This is a genomic window from Methylobacterium sp. 285MFTsu5.1, assembly GCF_000383455.1.
Classification (GTDB): Bacteria; Pseudomonadota; Alphaproteobacteria; order Rhizobiales; family Beijerinckiaceae; genus Methylobacterium.
Window position 1 is genome coordinate 82,762 of record NZ_KB911274.1, and the last position, 17,975, is coordinate 100,736.

The following is a 17,975-nucleotide window of genomic DNA, read 5'->3' on the forward strand; positions in this document are numbered from 1 at the left end:
TGCGGCCCCGAGATCTGCGGCCCCGAGACCTGATGTGAGTGGAGCGTGTCCGTGAGCGAGGATCCCGTCACTGCCCAGCGCCTGCGGCAGGGCCTGCCGATCTTCGTGGCGCTGGCGTCGCTCCTCCTCGTGGTCGCCACGATGGCGGCCCTCTACCTCGGGCGCGAGATCCTCGTGCCGGTGACGCTGGCGATCCTCCTGAGCTTCGTCCTCGTGCCGGCGGTGCGGATGCTGCGGCGGCTGCGCGTGCCCCGCGCGCCCGCGGTCCTGCTGGTCGTGGTGATCGTCTTCGGCGCCCTGTTCGGCATCGGCAGCCTGATCGCCAGCGAGGCGTCCCAGCTCGCCTCCGACCTGCCGCGCTACACCCAGGTGATGCGCACGAAGATCAAGGATCTGCGCGGGGCGACGGCCGGGACCGGCACGCTCTCGCGGATCGTCGACATGGTGCAGGATCTCAGCGCCACCCTGCAGCCGCCGCCGGCCGCGGAGGTCCGCGGCGAGCCGGGATCGCGCACGCACCCGCTCACGGTCGAGCTCACCCCCGCCCGCGCGAGCGTCGTCGACACGCTTCAGACCTTCGCGGGCCCGATCCTGCACCCGCTGGCGACGACCGGGCTGATCCTGATCTTCACGATCTTCATCCTGCTCCAGCGCGAGGACCTGCGGAACCGGGCGATCCGGCTCGCCGGCGGCTCGGGCGATCTGCGGCGCACGACGGCGGCGATCGACGACGCCACGAGCCGGCTGAGCCGGTTCTTCCTGGCCCAGCTCGCCCTCAACATCGCCTTCGGGCTGGTGATCGGCATCGGCCTCTGGCTGATCGGCGTGCCGAGCCCGACCCTGTTCGGTGTCCTCGCCGCGATCCTGCGGTTCGTGCCCTATATCGGCGCGGCGATCAGCGCCCTGCTGCCGCTGATCCTCGCGGCCGCCGTCGATCCCGGCTGGAGCATGGTGATCGCCACCGCGGCCCTGTTCCTCGTGGTCGAGCCGATCTGCGGCCACGTGATCGAGCCGCTGCTCTACGGGCACTCCACCGGCCTCTCGCCGGTCGCCGTCATCCTGGCCGCGACGATCTGGACGTTCCTGTGGGGCCCGATCGGCCTCGTGCTGGCCACGCCCCTCACCGTCTGCCTCGTGGTGCTCGGCCGGCACGTGGAGCGGCTCTGGTACCTCGACGTGCTGCTCGGCGATCAGCCCGCCCTGTCGCCGCCCGAGATCTTCTACCAGCGCATGCTGGCCGGCGATCCGGTCGAGGCGATCGACCAGGGCTGGCAGTTCCTGAAGGAGCGCGCCCTCGTCACCTACTACGACGAGGTCGCCCTCGCGGGCCTCCTGCTGGCGCAGGAGGACCTGTCCCGCGGCACACTGGATCGGGAACGGCAGGCGGAGGTCGGTGCCGCGATCGGGACGGTGGTGGACCGCCTCGGCACGGCCCCGGTCGCGCGTCGGCCACGGCGCGGATCCGGCCGCGGCCCCGACACCGAGACCGCGGCGGCGCTCGCCGCCGTCGGGCCCGACCGGCAGGTGGCCGGCATCGTCCTCGAGCGCGAGGACCTCGCGCCCAACTGGCGCGGCGAGACGCCGGTCCTGTGCGTGTCGAGCCGCGGCCCGTTCGACGAGGCGGCGACGCTGATGCTGAGCCAGATCCTCGCGCGCCACGGGCTGGCCTCGCAGATCCTGTCCATGGCGGCGATCCGCGCCGGCGAGCGGCCGGAGAACCCGGACGGCCTCGCGCTGATCTGCTTCTCCTACCTGGAGCCGGTGAGCCTGTCGCAGATCCGGTTCACCGTCCGGCAGGCCCGGGCCGCGGTGCCGGGTGTCCGCATCCTGGTCGGCTTCTGGCGCGAGCGCGATCCGGCGACCCTGGAGCGCCTGCGCCGGGCGACCTCGGCGGACTTCCTGGTGACGTCGCTGAACGAGGCGCTGTCGGCGGTGCTGGGCGCCTGCCGTGAGGCCGCGCCGCCCCGGCTCGTCCCGGCCCCCGTGGGCGCGCCTTCCGAGGCGGCGCGGCCGGCCGCGGCATGAGCCCTTCGCGCGACACCGCCGCTGGGGATACAAGGTCGACTTCGGCCGTCCGGCCGCTAGTCTCGCGCACGCCTCGCGTGATCGACCGGGCGCAGAGGTCTTTCCCGGCCAGGAAGGTGACGACCGCCTCGCATGTCTGAGACGCCAGAAACACCGCCCTCCGGGCCGAGTCCCCCGATCCGGGACGGCGCCCCGAGCGACATCACCGATCGCAAGAGCGACATCTTCTTCGCGGCCGTCGAGACGACGCGGATGCCGATGATCGTCACCGATCCGCGCCAGCCCGACAACCCGATCATCTTCGCCAACCGGGCGTTCCTGGCGATGACCGGCTACACGCCGGAAGAGCTGATCGGGCGCAACTGCCGCTTCCTCCAGGGTCCCGACACCGACCGCGAGAGCGTCGCGCAGGTCCGCGCGGCGATCGCCGAGAAGCGCGAGTTCGCCACCGAGATCCTGAACTACCGCAAGAACGGCTCGACTTTCTGGAACGCCCTGTTCGTCTCGCCGGTCTACAATGCCGACGGCGAGCTCGTGTACTACTTCGGCTCGCAGCTCGACGTCTCGCGCCGCCGCGACGCCGAGGAGGCGCTGGGCCAGGCCCAGAAGATGGAGGCGCTCGGCCAGCTCACCGGCGGCATCGCGCACGATTTCAACAACCTGCTGCAGGTGATCGTCGGCTACGTCGACATCCTGGCGGCCGGCCTGGAGAAGCCCGACGCCGACCGCGCGCGGCTCGGCCGCGCCACCGAGAACATCCGGCAGGCGGCCGAGCGCGCCACGACGCTGACGCAGCAATTGCTGGCCTTCGCCCGCAAGCAGCGGCTGGACGGCCGCGCGGTCAATCTCAACACCCTGATCGAGGGGATGGGCGAGATGGTCGCCCGCTCGGTGGGCGAGGCCGTGAAGGTCGAACTCGACCTCGCGCCCGATCTCTGGAACTGCCGCGTCGACCCGACCCAGGCCGAGGTCGCGATCTTGAACGTGCTGATCAACGCTCGCGACGCGATGCCGGAGGGCGGCACCGTCCGGATCTCCACCGAGAACAGCGAGATCGCCGCGCGCGGCCGGGAGATCGGGCCGCTGCGCGACGGCCGCTACGTCAGCATCGCCATCAGGGACAGCGGCACCGGCATCCCGCCCGCCGTGCTCGCCCGGGTGATGGACCCGTTCTTCACCACCAAGGAGGAGGGCAAGGGGACGGGTCTCGGCCTGTCGATGGTCTACGGCTTCGCCAAGCAGTCGGGCGGCGCCGCGCAGATCGAGTCGGCGGTGGGGTCCGGCACGACGGTGCGCCTGTCGTTCCCAGCGACCGACGGCGACGTCAACGCCCCCGCGAAGGTCTCGCTGCGGGCCGTGGACCGCCAGGGCACCGAGACGATCCTGATCGTCGACGACCGCGAGGACGTGGCCGAACTCGCCCGCACCATCCTGCGGGACTTCGGCTACACGACGCTGGTCGCGAGCAATGCCCGCGAGGCGCTGGAGATCCTGGACTCGAGCGGGAAGGTCGATCTGCTCTTCACCGACCTGATCATGCCGGGGGGCATGAACGGTGTGCTCCTGGCCCGCGAGGCCCGGCGCCGCCAGCCCAAGCTCAAGGTGCTGCTCGCCACGGGCTACGCGGAGGCGAGCCTGGAGCGAACCGATATCGGCGGCTCGGAGTTTGATCTCCTGAACAAGCCCTACCGGCGCACGGAGCTGGTCCGCCGCGTGCGCGCGATCCTCGACGGTCCGACCGGGGTGGGCTGAGCTTCGGGAGACGGCCCATGTCCCAGGGCGACAAGTCGAAATACACCGACAAGCAGAAGCGCAAGGCCGAGCACATCGCCGACTCGTACGAGTCCCGCGGCGTGCCGGAGAAGGAGGCGGAGGCCCGGGCCTGGGCCACCGTCAACAAGGACGACGGCGGCGGCAAGAAGCCGGGCGGCTCGGGCCGCGGCAAGGCCACCGGTCACCCGGCCGCCCACAAGGGCGGCGCGTCCGGCGGCAAGGCCTCGGCCGGACGCACGGCCGCGGAGCGCTCCGCCTCCGCCAAGAAGGCCGCCGCGACCCGCAAGGCCAACGCCGCCGCGCGGGCCTGACCGCCCGTCGCGAGCCGGACCGCCGGCCTCCGTGCCGGTGCGGGGCCGATCTCAGTCCCGCCGCTCGGCGAGCTTGACCAGCGCGTGCAGCAGCCGGTTCGCCGGCGTCGGGATTCCGTGCGCCGCGCCCCGGCGCACGATGGTGCCGTTGAGGTGGTCGATCTCGCTCGGCCGGCCGCGGGCCAGGTCCTGGGCGGTGGACGAGCGCTGTCCGGCCATGGCGGTGCTGAGCGCCATCACGTCGTCGAGGATGCCGGGCGACACGGACACACCCTCGGCCTCCGCGACGCGCGCGCATTCCTGGACGACGTCCGCGATGACCGCGGCCACGCCCTCGCCCTCCACCAGGCGGCCGTAGGGCAGCTGCGTCAGGGCCGACAGGGCGTTGTAGGCGCAGTTGATGATCAGCTTCGCCCAGAGCGCGTCGACGGCCTTCGCCGAGACGGTGGTCGGGATGCCGGCCGCCGCGAACGCGGCGGCGACGTGCCCGCTCGTCTCGGACGCGCCGAGGATCAGGTCGCCGCGCCCGTTGTGCCGGACGTGGCCGGGGCCGGCCATCGCGGTGGCGACGTAGACCGCCACCGGCACCACCGGCCGGCCCAGCACGGCGGCGAGCCGCTCGGCGTTGTCGACGCCGTTCTGGAGGCTGAGGACCGTGGCGGCCGGATCGAGGTGGTGGGCGATCATCGCGCCCGCCGCCTCGGTGTCGCCCGACTTCACGCAGACCAGCACGAGGTCGGCGCCCGACACTCCCGCCCCCGTATCGGTCGCCCGGACGGGCACGGAGGCCGTCCCGGCCGCGCTCTCCAGCACGAGACCGTCCTTCTCGACCGCCTCGACCAGGGCGGGACGGCCGATCAGCGTCACCGCGTGGCCGGCCCGCGCCAGGAGGAACCCGTAGTAGCAGCCGACCGCGCCGGCCCCCACGACGGCGACGGTCATGGCGGGGCTCACGGCGGCGCTCACGGTGCCACCGCCGCGGCGCGCTCGGGGTGGAAGGGCGCGGCGCCCGCGTCGGCCGCGCGGACATGCTCGAGCAGCGCCTGGGCCGGGTGCCGCAGCCGCACGCCGTCGATAAGCTTGGCCTGCGAGCGGCAGGAATAGCCGTCCGCCAGCAGGGTGCAGCCGGGCGCCTCGGCGACGTGGCGGGCCCAGCTCAGGCCGTAGATCGCCTCGGAGGTGGCGCGGTGGCGCGCCTCGTGACCGTAGGTCCCCGCCATGCCGCAGCAGCCGGCGGCCGGCACCTCAAGCCGCAGGCCGAGATGGGCGAACACGACCTGCCAGTCCCGCACCGCGCCCGGCGCGTTGGTGCGCTCGGTGCAGTGGGGCAGCAGCCGCATCGTGCGCCCGCCCTGCCCCGGCGCGATCCGGTCGAGCCGGGCGGCGAGCCATTCCTGCAGGAGCTGGACCTTCGGGAGATCGCCGCCCAGCGCCTGCGCGTACTCGGACCGGTAGGTCAGCGTCATCGACGGGTCGATCCCGACCAGGGGCACGCCGTGCCCGGCGAGGTCGCGCAGCAGCGCGGCGTTCGAGCGGGCGACGGCGGCGAACCGCGCCAGGAAGCCGTGTACGTGCAGCGGCTTGCCGTTCGGCCGGTAGGGCACCAGCCAGGGCCGGAAGCCGAGGGCGGCGAGGAGGTCGCAGCTGTCGGCCACGACTTCCGCGTCGAAGTGGCTGGTGAAGGCGTCCTGCACCACCAGCACGGACCGCGCGCGCTCCTGCGGGTCCAGCCGGGCCAGGGCGTCCGGAGTCGAGACGGCGACGCCGCGTTCCGCCAGCCGCGCCGTGAGGTCGACGGGCGACAGGGCCGGGATCGCCACCAGCCCGGCCCGGGCCAGGATCAGCCGGGCCAGCGGGTTGGCGAGGACCGCGTTGCTCAAGCGCGGCGCCCGCGCCGCCAGCGGCAGCAGCGGCTCCAGCGCCGCCACGAGATGGTCCTTCAGCGGCCGCGCGTAGCGCGTGTGGTAGAGCGCCAGGAACTTCGCCCGGAAGGTCGGCACATCGACCTTGATCGGGCAGGACCCCGTGCAGGACTTGCAGGCGAGGCAGCCGTCCATCGCCTCCTTGACGGCGTGGGAGAAGTCGTCGGCCTCGGACCGGCCGCGGAGGCGGCTCCGCAGGGTCGCCGCCACGTCGGAGAGCCACCCGGCGGGCTGCCGCGCCAGCTCGGCGGCCGGGTCGATCCCGGCCTCCGCGGCGCGGCGCAGCCACTCGCGCATCAGCGAGGCGCGGCCCTTGGGGGAGTGGCGCCGCTCCCGCGTCGCCTTCCAGGACGGGCACATGGCCTCGTCCGCGTCGAAGCTGAAGCAGGCGCCGTTGCCGTTGCAGTGGAGCGCTTCGTCGAAATCCTCCCGGACCGGCGCCGGGATGGTGCGGTCCCGCTCGCCCCGGCGCGGCACGCCGTCGATCCGGGTCAGGCCCGCACCCATGGCCGAGGCGATCTTGCCCGGGTTCATCCGGTCGTCCGGGTCGAAGGCGCGCTTGACCGCCTCCAGCGCGGGCATCAGCGGCCCGAACGTCGCCGGCACGAATTCCGACCGGAAGCCCTTGCCGTGCTCGCCCCAGAGCAGGCCGCCGTACTTGGCGGTGAGCGCGACCACCCCCTCCGTGACCTCGCGGATCAGGCCGTTCTGCGCCGGGTCCTTGAGGTCGATGGCCGGCCGCACGTGCAGCACGCCGGCATCGACGTGGCCGAACATGCCGTAGCGCAGCCCCTTGCCGTCGAGGAGCGCGCGGAACTCCGCGATGTAGTCGGCGAGCCGCTCCGGCGGGACCGCCGTGTCCTCGACGAACGGGATCGGGCGCGCGTCGCCCTTGGCGGCGCCGAGCAGGCCCACCGCCTTCTTCCGCATGGTCCAGAGCCGCTCGATCGCGTCGCCCCGGGCGATGGTGAAGCCGGTGCGCCTCGTGTCGGTGCCGCGCTCGGCCTCCAGCGTCCCGGTGAGCCGCGCGAGGGCCGCCTCCACGGTCGCGGCGTCGTCGCCGACGAACTCCACGAGGTTGATGCCGTCCACCGGCCGCCCGGCCGGATCGTCGGGGAAGAAGGCCCGCACCTCGGCCCAGATCGGGTCCTTGCGGGCCAGCGCCAGGACCGTGGAATCGATCGTCTCCACCGAGGCGGCGCCGAACGGCAGCAGCGCCTGCGCGTCGCGCAGCGCCGCGTCGAAGTCGATGTACGAGAGCGCGATCAGCACGGCGGCCTTGGGGATCGGCAGCACGTTCAGCCGCGCCTCGGCGATCAGCGCCAGCGTGCCCTCGGAGCCGCAGATCACGCTCTTGAGGTCGAACCGGCCGCCCGCGTCGCGCAGATGCGCGAGGTCGTAGCCGGTGAGGCAGCGGTTGAGCTTGGGGAAGCGCTCGGCGATGAGCGCGGCGTTCTCGGTGACGACGGCGTCGACGGTGCGGTGGATGGCGCCGACGCGGTCGTCGCGGCCCTTGGCGGCGTCGAGCCCGGCCGGGTCCAAGGGCTCGGCGGTCCAGACCGTGCCGTCGGTGAGCACGCAGGTCAGCGCGAGGACGTGGTCCCGGGTCTTGCCGTAGAGGCACGAGCCCTGCCCGCAGGCATCGGTCGAGATCATCCCGCCGATCGTGGCGCGGTTCGAGGTGGAGAGCTCCGGCGCGAAGAACAGGCCGTGCTTGGCGAGCTCCCGGTTGAGCTGGTCCTTCACCACCCCCGGCTCGACCCGGACGACGCGGTTCGCGACGTCGATCTCCAGGATGCGGTTCATGTGCCGCGAGGTGTCGACCACGAGGCCGTGGCCCAGCGACTGGCCGTTGGTGCCGGTCGCCCCGCCCCGGGGCCGGATCACGATCTCGGCGAAGCGCGGATCCGCGAGGAGCTTGGCGACGCGCACGAGGTCGTCGCGGGTGCGCGGAAAGGCCACGGCCCCCGGCGCCACCTGGTAGATCGAGTTGTCGGTGGAGAAGACCGTGCGGTCGGCGTCCGAGAGCGTCAGGTCGCCCTCGAAGCCGCGCAGGCGCAGCTCGGCGCAGGCCGCGGCGTAGAGCGGCACGGCCTCGGTGTGGCGGGTCAGGACCGGGATCATCCGCGCCTTCTACACCCGGCGGATCGCGGGAGACCATCGGCGGCGGGACGGGGCGCGCTGGCATCCGGCTTGCCACGCACCCGCGACCTCCTGCGACCTCCCGCAATCTCCGGAACGGATGCCCATGAACGCGAGCCTCGAACGGGTCAGGGACGCCCTGGCCGAGCTGATCAAGGCCGCCCTCCTCTCGGACGACGGCCTGAGCGACGCCTGCCGCGCGGCCGGCCGCGCCAGGCTCGCCGCCCTCGCGGGCGATCTGCCCGAGCCCGAGAGCCTGCGGATGGACGGCGCCTGGACGCTCGCCGTCCAGGCGGCGGAGAGCCCGGAACTCGCGCCGCTAGAGGGACGGGTGAACCTGACCCTGCCGCGCGCCTGCCCCTTCACCCTGGACGAGCTCCTCGCACCCGGCCTCGACGTGGATCAGGCCGTGGCGCGCATCCGCAAGAGTGCCTCGACCGGCTGATCGCGCCTGTTGAGGAGTGCCGGCACGGCGTTGCCGCGCGCGGGCCGGACACCCATGTTAGCCTCACAGGACCGACGCCTCGGTCCCGCGCCCGCACGCGGGTCCCGTCTATCGCAGAACTCTCCGGCACCCCCCTTTTGGCACGACGCACCACCGCCCCGGCGGCCGAGCCCGCCGCTCCGCAGCCCTTCCCCACCCGTGAGCAGATCCTCGCCTTCGTGGCCGAGTCGAAGGAGCGCGTCGGCAAGCGGGAGATCGCCAAGGCCTTCGGCATCAAGGGGGCCGCCAAGATCGACCTGAAGCGCGTCCTCAAGGAGATCGAGGAGGACGGCGCCCTCGACCGCGGCCGCGGCGGCCTCGCCCCGGCGGGTCACCTGCCGCCGGTCGTGCTGGCCGACATCCGCTCCCGCGACCGTCACGGCGATTTCCTGGCGGTCCCGGTGGAGTGGACCGGCACCGGCAAGCCGCCCGCCATCGTGCTGACGCAGCCCCGCGGCCCCCGGAAGGGCAACCGCCCGGCCCCGGGCATCGGCGACCGCGCCCTGATCCGGGTCGAGCGCGACGCGGAGGGCGGCTACACCGGCCGGGTCGTCAAGGTCATCGGGAAGAACAAGGCCGAGATCATCGGTGTCTACCGGGCCGGCGCGCAGGGCGGCCGGATCGTGCCCGTCGAGAAGCGCGCGCAGGGCCGCGAGATCCTGATCCCGCCCGGCGAGGAGGGGCAGGCCCGCGACGGCGACCTCGTCAGCGTCTCGCTGGAGCGCGAGACCCGGTTCGGCCTGCCGAAGGGGCGTGTGCGGGAGCGGCTCGGCTCGCTCGGTTCCGAGAAGGCGGTGAGCCTGATCGCCCTGCACCTCCACAACATCCCGCACGTCTTCGCCGACGCGACGCTGGCGGAGGCGGATTCCGCCAAGCCCGCCACCCTGAAGGGCCGCGAGGACTGGCGCGACCGGCCGCTCGTGACCATCGACCCGCCGGACGCCAAGGACCACGACGACGCCGTCATGGCCGAGGCCGATCCCGACCCGGCCAATCCCGGCGGCTTCGTCCTCACCGTCGCCATCGCGGACGTGGCCGCCTATGTCCGGCCGGGCTCCAGCCTCGACCGGGAGGCGCTGGAGCGGGGCAACTCGGTCTACTTCCCCGACCGGGTCGTGCCGATGCTGCCCGAGCGGATCTCGAACGACCTCTGCTCGCTCCGCGAGGGCGAGGACCGGCCGGCGCTGGCGGTGCGGATGGTCATCGCCGCCGACGGCGAGAAGCGCCGCCACGGGTTCCACCGGGTGATGATGCGCTCCCGCGCCAAGCTCGCCTACGCGCAGGCGCAGGCCGCCATCGACGGGCAGCCGGACGACGCGACCGGGCCGCTGCTGGAGACGGCGCTCCGCCCCCTCTGGGCGGCCTACGCGGCCCTGCGCGCGGCCCGCGACCGCCGCGGGCCCCTGGCCCTCGACCTGCCCGAGCGCAAGGTCGTCCTGAGCCCCGAGGGCGCGGTCGACCGGGTGATCGTGCCGGAGCGCCTCGACGCCCACCGGCTGATCGAGGAGTTCATGATCCAGGCGAACGTCGCCGCCGCGGAGACGCTGGAGCAGGCGCGCCAGCCCCTGATCTACCGCGTCCACGACGAGCCCGCCCTGGAGAAGATGCGGGCGCTCGGCGAGGTCCTGGCCTCGGTCGGCATCAAGCTGCCCAAGGAGGGGGCGCTGCGCCCCGCCCTGTTCAACCGGATCCTCGCCACGGCGGCCGAGACGGAGCACGGGGTCTTCCTCAACGAGGTGATCCTGCGCAGCCAGGCCCAGGCCGTCTACGCGCCCGAGAATCTCGGGCATTTCGGCCTGAACCTGCGCCGCTACGCGCACTTCACCTCGCCGATCCGGCGCTACGCCGACCTGATCGTGCACCGCGCGCTGATCACCGCCTGCCGGCTCGGCTCGGACGGGCTCGCGAGCGACATCTCCCTCGGCGAGCTGGCGCAGATCGGCGAGCAGATCTCGGCGGCCGAGCGCCGCGCCATGGCGGCCGAGCGCGAGACGATCGACCGCCTCATCGCCCACCACCTCGCCGACCAGGTCGGCGCGACCTTCGCGGGCCAGATCGCCGGCGTCACCCGGGCCGGCCTGTTCATCAAGCTCGACGAGACCGGCGCGGACGGCTTCGTGCCGGTCTCGCAGCTCGGCGCCGATTATTTCCGCCACGAGGAGGGCCGCCACGCCCTGGTCGGCGAGCGCACCGGAGAGACGTTCCGCCTCGGGGACAGGGTCGAGGTGCGGCTCGTGGAGGCCGCGCCGGTGGCCGGGGCGCTGCGCTTCGAGCTGCTCAGCGAGGGCCGGACCCGCTCCGGCGCCCGGTCCGCCGGGTCGGGGAAGAAGTCCGGCGGGCGGCCCTTCAAGGCCGCGCCGCCCGGTCGCCCCGCCGGCATCCGCAACACCGGGTCGCGCCACCGCGGCTCGCGCCGCTGACCCGGGCGGTGTAGAGCCAGGGCATGGCCGCCGACGCGATTCCCGAGCGCACCCGCCTGATCCCCGCGATGGCCCGCGGCTTCGTCGGCCGCTGCCCGCATTGCGGCCAGGGCCGGATCTTCGGCCGCTTCCTCAAGGTGCGGCCGGAATGCGACGTCTGCGGCCTGGAGTTGCACCACCACCGGGCCGACGACCTGCCGCCCTACGTGGTGATCTTCATCGTCGCCCACATCGTCGGCTACCTCATCCTGGAGACCGAGAGCGCCTACGATGTGCCGCTCTGGGTCGAGATGGGCGTGTGGCCGGTCTTCACCCTCGTCTTCGCGCTGGCCCTGCTCCAGCCCGTGAAGGGCGCCGTCGTCGGGCTGCAATACGCCCTTGGCATGCACGGCTTCGCCACGCTACCGCGGAGCCGCCCCGCCCCGGGGCTTGAGGAGACGCGCCTTGCCGGAGCCGCAGCGGGAGCCCCCGATCGTCACAGCTCCTGAGCGGAAGCCCGCCGCGGCGCGCCTGCGGCCGCGCGACGCCGCGACCATGATCGTGATCGACCGGCGCGGACGGGGCGGCCCGAAGGTCCTGATGGGCCGGCGCAACCCCAACCTCGCCTTCATGCCGGGCAAGTTCGTCTTCCCGGGCGGCCGGATCGAGCTCGGCGACCGCCACATGCCGGTGGCCGGGGCGCTCCCGGACTACGCCGAGGCGGCGCTGACCCGGCAGGTGTCCCGACCCCCGCACCATCTCGGCCGGGCGCTGGCGCTCGCCGCGATCCGCGAGACCTACGAGGAGACCGGTCTGCTCCTCGGCACGACCGAGCACGGTGCGCCCGAGGACGTCCCGGCGGGCTGGGAGGGCTTCGCCCGGCACGGCGTCCTGCCCGACCTCGAGGCGCTGCACCTCGTCGCCCGCGCGATCACCCCGCCGAAGCGCGTGCGCCGCTTCGACACGCGCTTCTTCACGGTCGACCGCCGGATGGTGGCGGCCGAGGAGCCGGGGCGGGTTCAGGCCGACGCCGAGTTCACCGAACTTGCCTGGGTGCAGCTCGACGCGGCCCGCAAGCTCGACCTCCCCTTCATCACCCGCGCGATCCTCGACGAGCTGGAGGCGCAGATCGCCGTCGATTTCGCGCCCTACCGGATGATCCCCTTCCATTACGAGCGCTACGGGCGGCGCGAACGGGTGGCCTTGTGAGCGGTCCGGACGGATTGCAGGACGGGCGGCGGGGGATCAGTTCGGAGGACGTGGCGGCGATCTCGGCGGCCGTGACCTGCGTCACCGTCGTCGGCATCGGGCTCAGCCTGTCGATCCCGCTCCTCTCGATCGAGATGGAGCGGCGCGGCGCGTCGAGCACGCTGATCGGGCTCAACACCGCGGTGGCGGGCATCGCCAGCATCTGCACGGTGCCGTTCGTGCCGCGCCTCGCCGCGCGGGTCGGCGTCGCCCCGCTGCTTGGCCTGGCGCTCCTCGTCGGGGCGATCAGCCTCGCGCTGTTCCCGATGCTGCCGGGCATCGCCCTGTGGTTCCCCCTGCGCTTCGTCTTCTCGGCAACGCTCGGGGCGCTGTTCGTCCTCTCCGAGTACTGGATCAACGCCGCCGCCCCGCCGGAGCGGCGCGGCCTGGTGATGGGCATCTACGCCACCGTGCTGGCGGCGGGCTTCGCGGTCGGACCGCTGCTGCTGGCCCTGGTCGGGACCGAGGGGCTGGCGCCCTACGCGACGGGGGCCGCCCTCATGCTGGCCGGCGGCCTGCCCATCGCGCTGGCCCGCGGCCTGTCGCCGACGATCGAGACGGGCTCCGGCCGCGGCATCCTCGGCTACGTCCGGCTCGCCCCCGGCGCCCTGGCGGCGGCCCTGGCCTACGGGGCGGTGGAGACCGGCATCTTCGCCATCCTGCCGCTCTACGGCCTGCGCCTCGGCTACGACGCGCAAGGGGCGGCCGGCCTCGTCAGCCTGATCGCGCTGGGCAACGTGCTGTTCCAGATCCCGTTCGGCTGGCTCGCCGACCGCCTCGACCGGGGCGCGGTGCTTCTCGGCGCGGGCCTCGCGGGGGCGGCGGGCTCGGCCCTGATCCCGCTCGCGGCCGGACATCCGGCGGCGTTCGGCCTGCTGCTCCTCGTCTGGGGCGGCATCGCCGGCACCCTCTACACGGTCGGCCTCGCGATGCTGGGCGACCGCACGCCGCCGAACGACCTCGCGGGCGCCAACGCGGCCTTCGTGGTGCTCTACAATGTCGGGCTGATGCTGGGGCCGCCGGTGATCGGCGGCGGGCTCGATCTGGTGCCGCCGAACGGGTTCGCGCTGGCGCTGCTCGCCCTGTTCCTGGCCTTCGCGGGCTGGCTCGCCGTCACGGAGCGCCGGCGCGTCCGCTCTTGACCTGTCGGGCCTGATCGGGCATTCACCCGCCCGTATTCGGCCGGGCTCTCCCGGCCATTTGCGTTTCGCTCACGCGGAATGCCGCACCCTGCAGGAGCGCCGCGCCATGGCCAAGGCCGTCACCGTCAAGATCAAGCTCGTCTCCACCGCCGACACGGGCTATTTCTACGTCACCAAGAAGAACTCCCGCACGCAGACCGAGAAGCTGACGATGCGCAAGTACGACCCGGTCGCGCGCAAGCACGTCGATTTCAAGGAAACCAAGATCAAGTAAGGCCGCGGGCCGCTTCGCGGCCTGACCGCCCACGGGAAGCCGCTCCGGAGACGGGGCGGCTTTTTCCTTGCCCGGCGCGTTCCCGCGCACGGCGTCGCCGGGATCTCCCGAACCGCGACCTGACCGGCCGACAGCCCGGCGCCAGCACGACTCGTTAACCGTCGCTCGTCCCGGACGCTGCCCGACCCGCCGGCCGATCACCGGCCCGCGTTCTCGGCCAGCTCGGCGGTTGGAGGGCGGGTTCGATGCAGCGGATCCTGCTGGCGATTCTCATCACCGCGGCAATCCTCGCGCTCTGGCGCGTCCTGACGCTGCCGGTGTACGCGCTCCGGGCGACCCGCGGCTTGCTCGCGGAACGCCGCGTTCCGGCCCGCGCCCGGAGCCGACCGCTCAGGAAGGGCCCGGCGCGGCCAGATCCGGATCGAGCGTCCGTGCCAGGGACCGCGCGATAGCCACGAGCGCCGTCACCATCGGCGTGGACGGCTCGCGCCGCGGGGCGACGAGGCCGATCGTGTGCTCCAGGTCGGGTGCGGTGATCGGGATCGTGCGCACGCCCTCCATGGGGCCCAGGGCGTCGACCAGGATCTCCGGCATGATCGAGGCCCAGCGCAGGGTGCGCACGTGGGTCAGCAGCACGATCATCGAGTTCGACTCGAGGGTCGCGGCGGGATCCGCACCCGCCTCGCGGATCTGCTGGTCGATGATCCGCCGGTTCTGCATGTTCGGCGTGAGCAGGCAGAGGGGCAGGCGGCTGGTCTCGGCCCAGGTGACGCTGGTGCGACCCTCGAAGGGCCCGCCGATCGCCGTCACGAGGCGGTAGCGCTCCCGGTAGAGCGGGACGGAGATCACCCGCCCGAGGGGCTCGTTGTCGAGGTAGGTCAGGCCCGCATCCGCCTCCAGGTTCTCGATCAGCGAGAAGATGTCGGCGGAGGTGGCCGATTCGACCGTCAGCCGCACGTCCGGGTGCCGCTCGCGGTAGGGCGTCGTGAGGTTCACGATCATCGGCAGCGCCGTCGGGATCGCCGCGATGCGGAGATGGCCGGTCAGGCCCCGGCGCAGGCCCGTGACCTCCTCGTGCATGGCCCGCGCGTCGGCCACGATGCGCCGCGCCCATTCGAGGACCCGCTCGCCCTCGGGGGTGAAGCCCTGGAAGCGGGAGCCGCGCAGCACGAGCTGCACGCCGAACCGGTTCTCCAGCTGCTTCACGCCGGCCGAGAGAGTCTGCTGAGTCACGCCGCAGGCTTCGGCGGCGTGCCCGAAATGCTGCTCGCGGGCGAGCGCGAGCAGGAAGTCCAGCTTGTCGATCACGACGAAGGCATCCCGGCACGGCGAGGCGCCGGAAACCTAGCGGCCCGCCGGGCCCGCCACAACCGAGCGTGCCCGCTCAGCGGAACAGGATGAACGCCTTCGACAGGGTGATGCCGATGCCCCAGACGATCGGGATGCCGACCACCGCCCAGGCCAGCGCGGCCCCCGCGCTGAAGCCGCCACGGCCGATCCCGAAGGAGCCGGACGGCCCCGAGGCCGTGGCGCCGGCGCGGACGTCCAGGGAGGCCCGCTCGGAATCGGACATGAACCAGCGTTGCGCCAGGGGCCGGACGAGCAGGTTGCAGAGGAAGCCGACCGCCAGGAAGCTCGCCAGCACGTACATGGTCCGGCCGTAGAGATCGGCCCCCTGCACGCCCGCGGCGACCTGCGCCTCGCGGATCTTGGTGATGACGAAGGGCCCGACGATGCCGGCCATCGACCAGGCGGTGAGCAGGCGCCCGTGGATGGCGCCCACGAACTGCGTGCCGAACACGTCGGCGAGATAGGCCGGCACGGTCGCGAAGCCGCCGCCGTACATGGACAGGATCACGCAGAAGATCGCGACGAACAGCGCCTGCGAGCCGATGCCGGCGGCCCAGGGTGCCGCCGCGTACAGGAGGCCGCCCAGGGCAAAGAAGATCGCGTAGGTGACCTTCCGCCCGATGCGGTCCGACATCGAGGCCCAGAAGAACCGGCCCAGGATGTTGAAGAGTGAGAGCAGGCCGACGAAGCCGGCCGCGATGGCCGCGACCTGCGCCTTCTGGCCGGCGTCGAGGGCCGAGAAGCCGGTGCCGGGCAGGCCGATCAGCTCGCCGCCGAAGATCTCCTGGAGCATCGGCGAGGCCAGCGCCAGCACGCCGATGCCGGCCGACACGTTGAGGAACAGGACGAGCCAGATCATCCAGAACTGGACGGTCTTGTGGGCGTCGCGCAGGTGGACGTGCCCCGAAGCGATCATGGCGTTCTTGGCGGTCGGGCTGGTCCAGCCGTCCGGGCGCCAGCCGGCCGGCGGCACCCGGTAGCCGAACGCGCCGCCCAGCATGAACAGGATGTACCCCACGCCCATCACCGCGAGGGTCTGCCAGACGCCGGCCGAATCGGCGGTCCGGAAGCTCTTGATCAGGCTGTCGGCCAGGGGCGAGCCGATCATCGCGCCGCCGCCGAAGCCCATGATCGCCATGCCGGTCGCCATGCCGCGCCGGTCCGGGAACCACTTGATCAGGGTCGAGACCGGCGAGATGTAGCCGAGCCCGAGGCCGATGCCGCCGATCAGGCCCATGCCGAGCCAGACCAGCCAGAGCTGGTGGATGTAGACGCCGAAGGCGCCGATCAGGAAGCCGCCGCCCCAGCAGAGGGCCGCCGCGATGCCGGCCTTGCGCGGTCCGGCTCGCTCCAGCCAGCCGCCGAACAGGGCGGCCGAGAGACCGAGCACGACGATGCCGATGGAGAAGACCGTGACGAGGTCGCTGACCCGCCAGTCGCAGGTGGTGGTGAACAGGGCCGTCATCACGCCCATGTCGGGGCAGGCGGCGGGCGCCGGCTTGCCCACGGAGAGCGCCCGGGTCAGCGGCAGCCAGAACACCGACAGGCCGTAGGCCATCCCGATGCAGAGATGGATCGCCAGCGCCGCCGGCGGCACCAGCCACCGGTTGAAGCCCGGCTTGGCGACGATCCGCTCGCGCGACAACAGACTCGGCGTTCCCTCAGGCGCGATCGCGCCTGCCACTCCAGCACCCATGATGGACTCCTCCGCCGCGGCCTCGTTGGCGGGCCTCGCGGCGGCGGACGATGCGCGATTTGTGTGCAGGGTGCCAGCGCGCGACACGCTGAGACGTCGATTTTAATCCAGTCCGGCGCCGACTGTATGCGGATTCCTCGTCAACGCGCCGTCCGGAGGCCGTATGGACCGCCGCTGCGGGCGCCGGTCTGTCCGGCGCCCGCAGCGGCTGCCGCCCTCACATGGGCGGGGTCAGGCCGTCCTTGCCGACCGCCACGAGCTTGCCCTCGGCCTTGCTGCCGTCCTTGGCGACCACGGCGAACACCTTCGACCCGGGGGTCAGGATCGCCTTGTCGGCGGGCTCGAAGGCCACGATCGGCGCCGAGGCCGGCACCACGATCTCCTTGGAGCCGTCCTTGCCGTAGCTCACCGTCAGCGTGCGCTCGCCGCCCGAGGCCGCCTTGTCGGCCTTCACGGTGCCGTTGGTCATCGCGCTCTTCACCTTCGGGGCGTTCGGCGACTCGGCCTTCACGGTGCCGTTGGTCATCGCGCTCTTCACCTTGGCGCCGGCGCCCGCGGTGTGGTCGGTGATCGAATCCCAGCCGTAATGGCCCTCGCCCGTGCCGCGCATCGACTCGGGGAAGAGCACGACCTCCAGGGCGGTCATCGGGTTCTCGCCCTTGGTGGCGGTGCCGATGAAGACGCCGTCCTTGATCGCGTCGAGGCTCGACGGGACAACCCAGGCGAACTTGGCGCCGCTCACGTCGACGGTCTCGGTCTTGCCGTCGTCGGTCTTGATCGTGACCGTGCCGCCGTCGGCCTTGTCGACGGTCCCGCGGACGCGCTCGACCTGCGCGGCGAAGGCCGCACTCGACAGCAGGGCCGTCAGGCCGGCGGCGACGAGTGTCTTGCTGAGGTGCTTCATCGGGGTCCCATCCTGGCTTCAGGAGCCGGGTTATGGGGCGGCCCGCGCGCGAAACAAGGTTGCGCGCAAGCGAAACGACCTGCTCGGCGACAGAAGCGAGGTTATCAGTCACCACCGTTTTTGCGAGCGGAGCGAAGCAATCCAGCCGGCGCAAGGACTTCCTCCGTCGCGCTGGATTGCTTCGCTGCGCTCGCGATGACGGGGTGGCGCGTCGGACGACGGCACCGACCGAAAACGAGTCAGGCGGCACCCGGTGGGCGCCGCCTGATTACCGCGCGGGCAGCGGGGACGCTGCCCTCCGGAGG

General features: G+C 72.7%; 14 protein-coding genes. 9 read left to right on the forward strand and 5 right to left on the reverse strand.

Features of this window, described 5'->3' with window-relative positions:
- The first annotated feature begins 51 nt into the window (after window positions 1-51).
- The 3 genes from H288_RS0110585 to H288_RS0110595 all read left to right on the forward strand — a co-directional run bounded on the left by H288_RS0110585 (window position 52) and on the right by H288_RS0110595 (window position 4,109).
- On the forward strand, window positions 52-2,025 hold the full coding sequence (locus H288_RS0110585) for an AI-2E family transporter (protein WP_026604833.1): 1,974 nt from the start codon (window positions 52-54) through the stop codon (window positions 2,023-2,025).
- 132 nt (window positions 2,026-2,157) lie between these two features.
- Complete coding sequence (locus H288_RS0110590) at window positions 2,158-3,777, forward strand: hybrid sensor histidine kinase/response regulator (protein ID WP_020092559.1); 1,620 nt, start codon at window positions 2,158-2,160, stop codon at window positions 3,775-3,777.
- 17 nt (window positions 3,778-3,794) lie between these two features.
- Window positions 3,795-4,109 (forward strand): hypothetical protein, encoded by a 315-nt coding sequence (locus tag H288_RS0110595; protein WP_020092560.1) that lies wholly within the window; start codon window positions 3,795-3,797, stop codon window positions 4,107-4,109.
- Window positions 4,110-4,160: 51 nt separating this feature from the next.
- On the opposite strand, the gene H288_RS0110600 is transcribed toward H288_RS0110595, so the two are convergent.
- On the reverse strand, window positions 4,161-5,051 hold the full coding sequence (locus tag H288_RS0110600; RefSeq protein ID WP_026604834.1) for a 2-dehydropantoate 2-reductase: 891 nt from the start codon (window positions 5,049-5,051) through the stop codon (window positions 4,161-4,163).
- Window positions 5,052-5,071: 20 nt separating this feature from the next.
- Window positions 5,072-8,155 (reverse strand): FAD-binding and (Fe-S)-binding domain-containing protein, encoded by a 3,084-nt coding sequence (locus tag H288_RS0110605; protein WP_020092562.1) that lies wholly within the window; start codon window positions 8,153-8,155, stop codon window positions 5,072-5,074.
- Window positions 8,156-8,279: 124 nt separating this feature from the next.
- On the opposite strand from H288_RS0110605, the gene H288_RS0110610 reads away from it, so the two are divergent.
- The 6 genes from H288_RS0110610 to rpmG all read left to right on the forward strand — a co-directional run bounded on the left by H288_RS0110610 (window position 8,280) and on the right by rpmG (window position 13,720).
- Window positions 8,280-8,618 (forward strand): hypothetical protein, encoded by a 339-nt coding sequence (locus H288_RS0110610; RefSeq protein ID WP_020092563.1) that lies wholly within the window; start codon window positions 8,280-8,282, stop codon window positions 8,616-8,618.
- Window positions 8,619-8,755: 137 nt separating this feature from the next.
- A complete protein-coding gene (gene rnr, locus H288_RS0110615; protein ID WP_020092564.1) occupies window positions 8,756-11,077 on the forward strand; it encodes a ribonuclease R in 2,322 nt (773 codons plus the stop codon).
- A 23-nt stretch (window positions 11,078-11,100) separates the two neighbouring features.
- Window positions 11,101-11,565, forward strand: a complete 465-nt coding sequence (locus tag H288_RS0110620; protein WP_020092565.1) for a DUF983 domain-containing protein — start codon at window positions 11,101-11,103, stop codon at window positions 11,563-11,565.
- On the forward strand, window positions 11,522-12,265 hold the full coding sequence (locus tag H288_RS0110625) for an NUDIX domain-containing protein (RefSeq protein ID WP_020092566.1): 744 nt from the start codon (window positions 11,522-11,524) through the stop codon (window positions 12,263-12,265). Before H288_RS0110620 ends, H288_RS0110625 begins: the two co-directional genes overlap by 44 nt.
- Before the next feature lie 50 nt (window positions 12,266-12,315).
- Window positions 12,316-13,446 (forward strand): MFS transporter, encoded by a 1,131-nt coding sequence (locus tag H288_RS0110630; RefSeq protein ID WP_020092567.1) that lies wholly within the window; start codon window positions 12,316-12,318, stop codon window positions 13,444-13,446.
- A gap of 106 nt (window positions 13,447-13,552) precedes the next feature.
- Entirely contained in the window at window positions 13,553-13,720 is a 168-nt protein-coding gene (gene rpmG, locus H288_RS0110635; protein WP_020092568.1) for a 50S ribosomal protein L33, read from the forward strand.
- A 390-nt stretch (window positions 13,721-14,110) separates the two neighbouring features.
- Here rpmG and H288_RS0110640 read toward each other — a convergent pair whose 3' ends face one another.
- From H288_RS0110640 to H288_RS0110650, 3 genes are all read right to left on the reverse strand, one after another.
- The gene (locus tag H288_RS0110640) at window positions 14,111-15,028 is read right to left on the reverse strand and encodes a LysR family transcriptional regulator (protein ID WP_020092569.1); all 918 of its coding nucleotides are present in this window, start codon (window positions 15,026-15,028) and stop codon (window positions 14,111-14,113) included.
- Window positions 15,029-15,104: 76 nt separating this feature from the next.
- A complete protein-coding gene (locus H288_RS0110645) occupies window positions 15,105-16,766 on the reverse strand; it encodes an OFA family MFS transporter (RefSeq protein ID WP_051123735.1) in 1,662 nt (553 codons plus the stop codon).
- Between the two features lie 217 nt (window positions 16,767-16,983).
- Window positions 16,984-17,670, reverse strand: coding sequence for a hypothetical protein (locus H288_RS0110650; protein ID WP_020092571.1), 687 nt, complete (start codon window positions 17,668-17,670; stop codon window positions 16,984-16,986).
- Window positions 17,671-17,975 lie beyond the last annotated feature (305 nt).

What these genes read in the sequence shown, in the direction of transcription:
- H288_RS0110595 (WP_020092560.1), top strand. Translation starts at nt 3,795, where the DNA reads ATGTCCCAGGGCGACAAGTCGAAATACACCGACAAGCAGAAGCGCAAG.
- H288_RS0110620 (WP_020092565.1), top strand. Translation starts at nt 11,101, where the DNA reads ATGGCCGCCGACGCGATTCCCGAGCGCACCCGCCTGATCCCCGCGATG.
- H288_RS0110610 (WP_020092563.1), top strand. Translation starts at nt 8,280, where the DNA reads ATGAACGCGAGCCTCGAACGGGTCAGGGACGCCCTGGCCGAGCTGATC.
- H288_RS0110650 (WP_020092571.1), bottom strand. Translation starts at nt 17,670, where the DNA reads ATGAAGCACCTCAGCAAGACACTCGTCGCCGCCGGCCTGACGGCCCTG.
- H288_RS0110590 (WP_020092559.1), top strand. Translation starts at nt 2,158, where the DNA reads ATGTCTGAGACGCCAGAAACACCGCCCTCCGGGCCGAGTCCCCCGATC.
- H288_RS0110605 (WP_020092562.1), bottom strand. Translation starts at nt 8,155, where the DNA reads ATGATCCCGGTCCTGACCCGCCACACCGAGGCCGTGCCGCTCTACGCC.
- H288_RS0110600 (WP_026604834.1), bottom strand. Translation starts at nt 5,051, where the DNA reads ATGACCGTCGCCGTCGTGGGGGCCGGCGCGGTCGGCTGCTACTACGGG.
- rpmG (WP_020092568.1), top strand. Translation starts at nt 13,553, where the DNA reads ATGGCCAAGGCCGTCACCGTCAAGATCAAGCTCGTCTCCACCGCCGAC.
- H288_RS0110645 (WP_051123735.1), bottom strand. Translation starts at nt 16,766, where the DNA reads ATGGGTGCTGGAGTGGCAGGCGCGATCGCGCCTGAGGGAACGCCGAGT.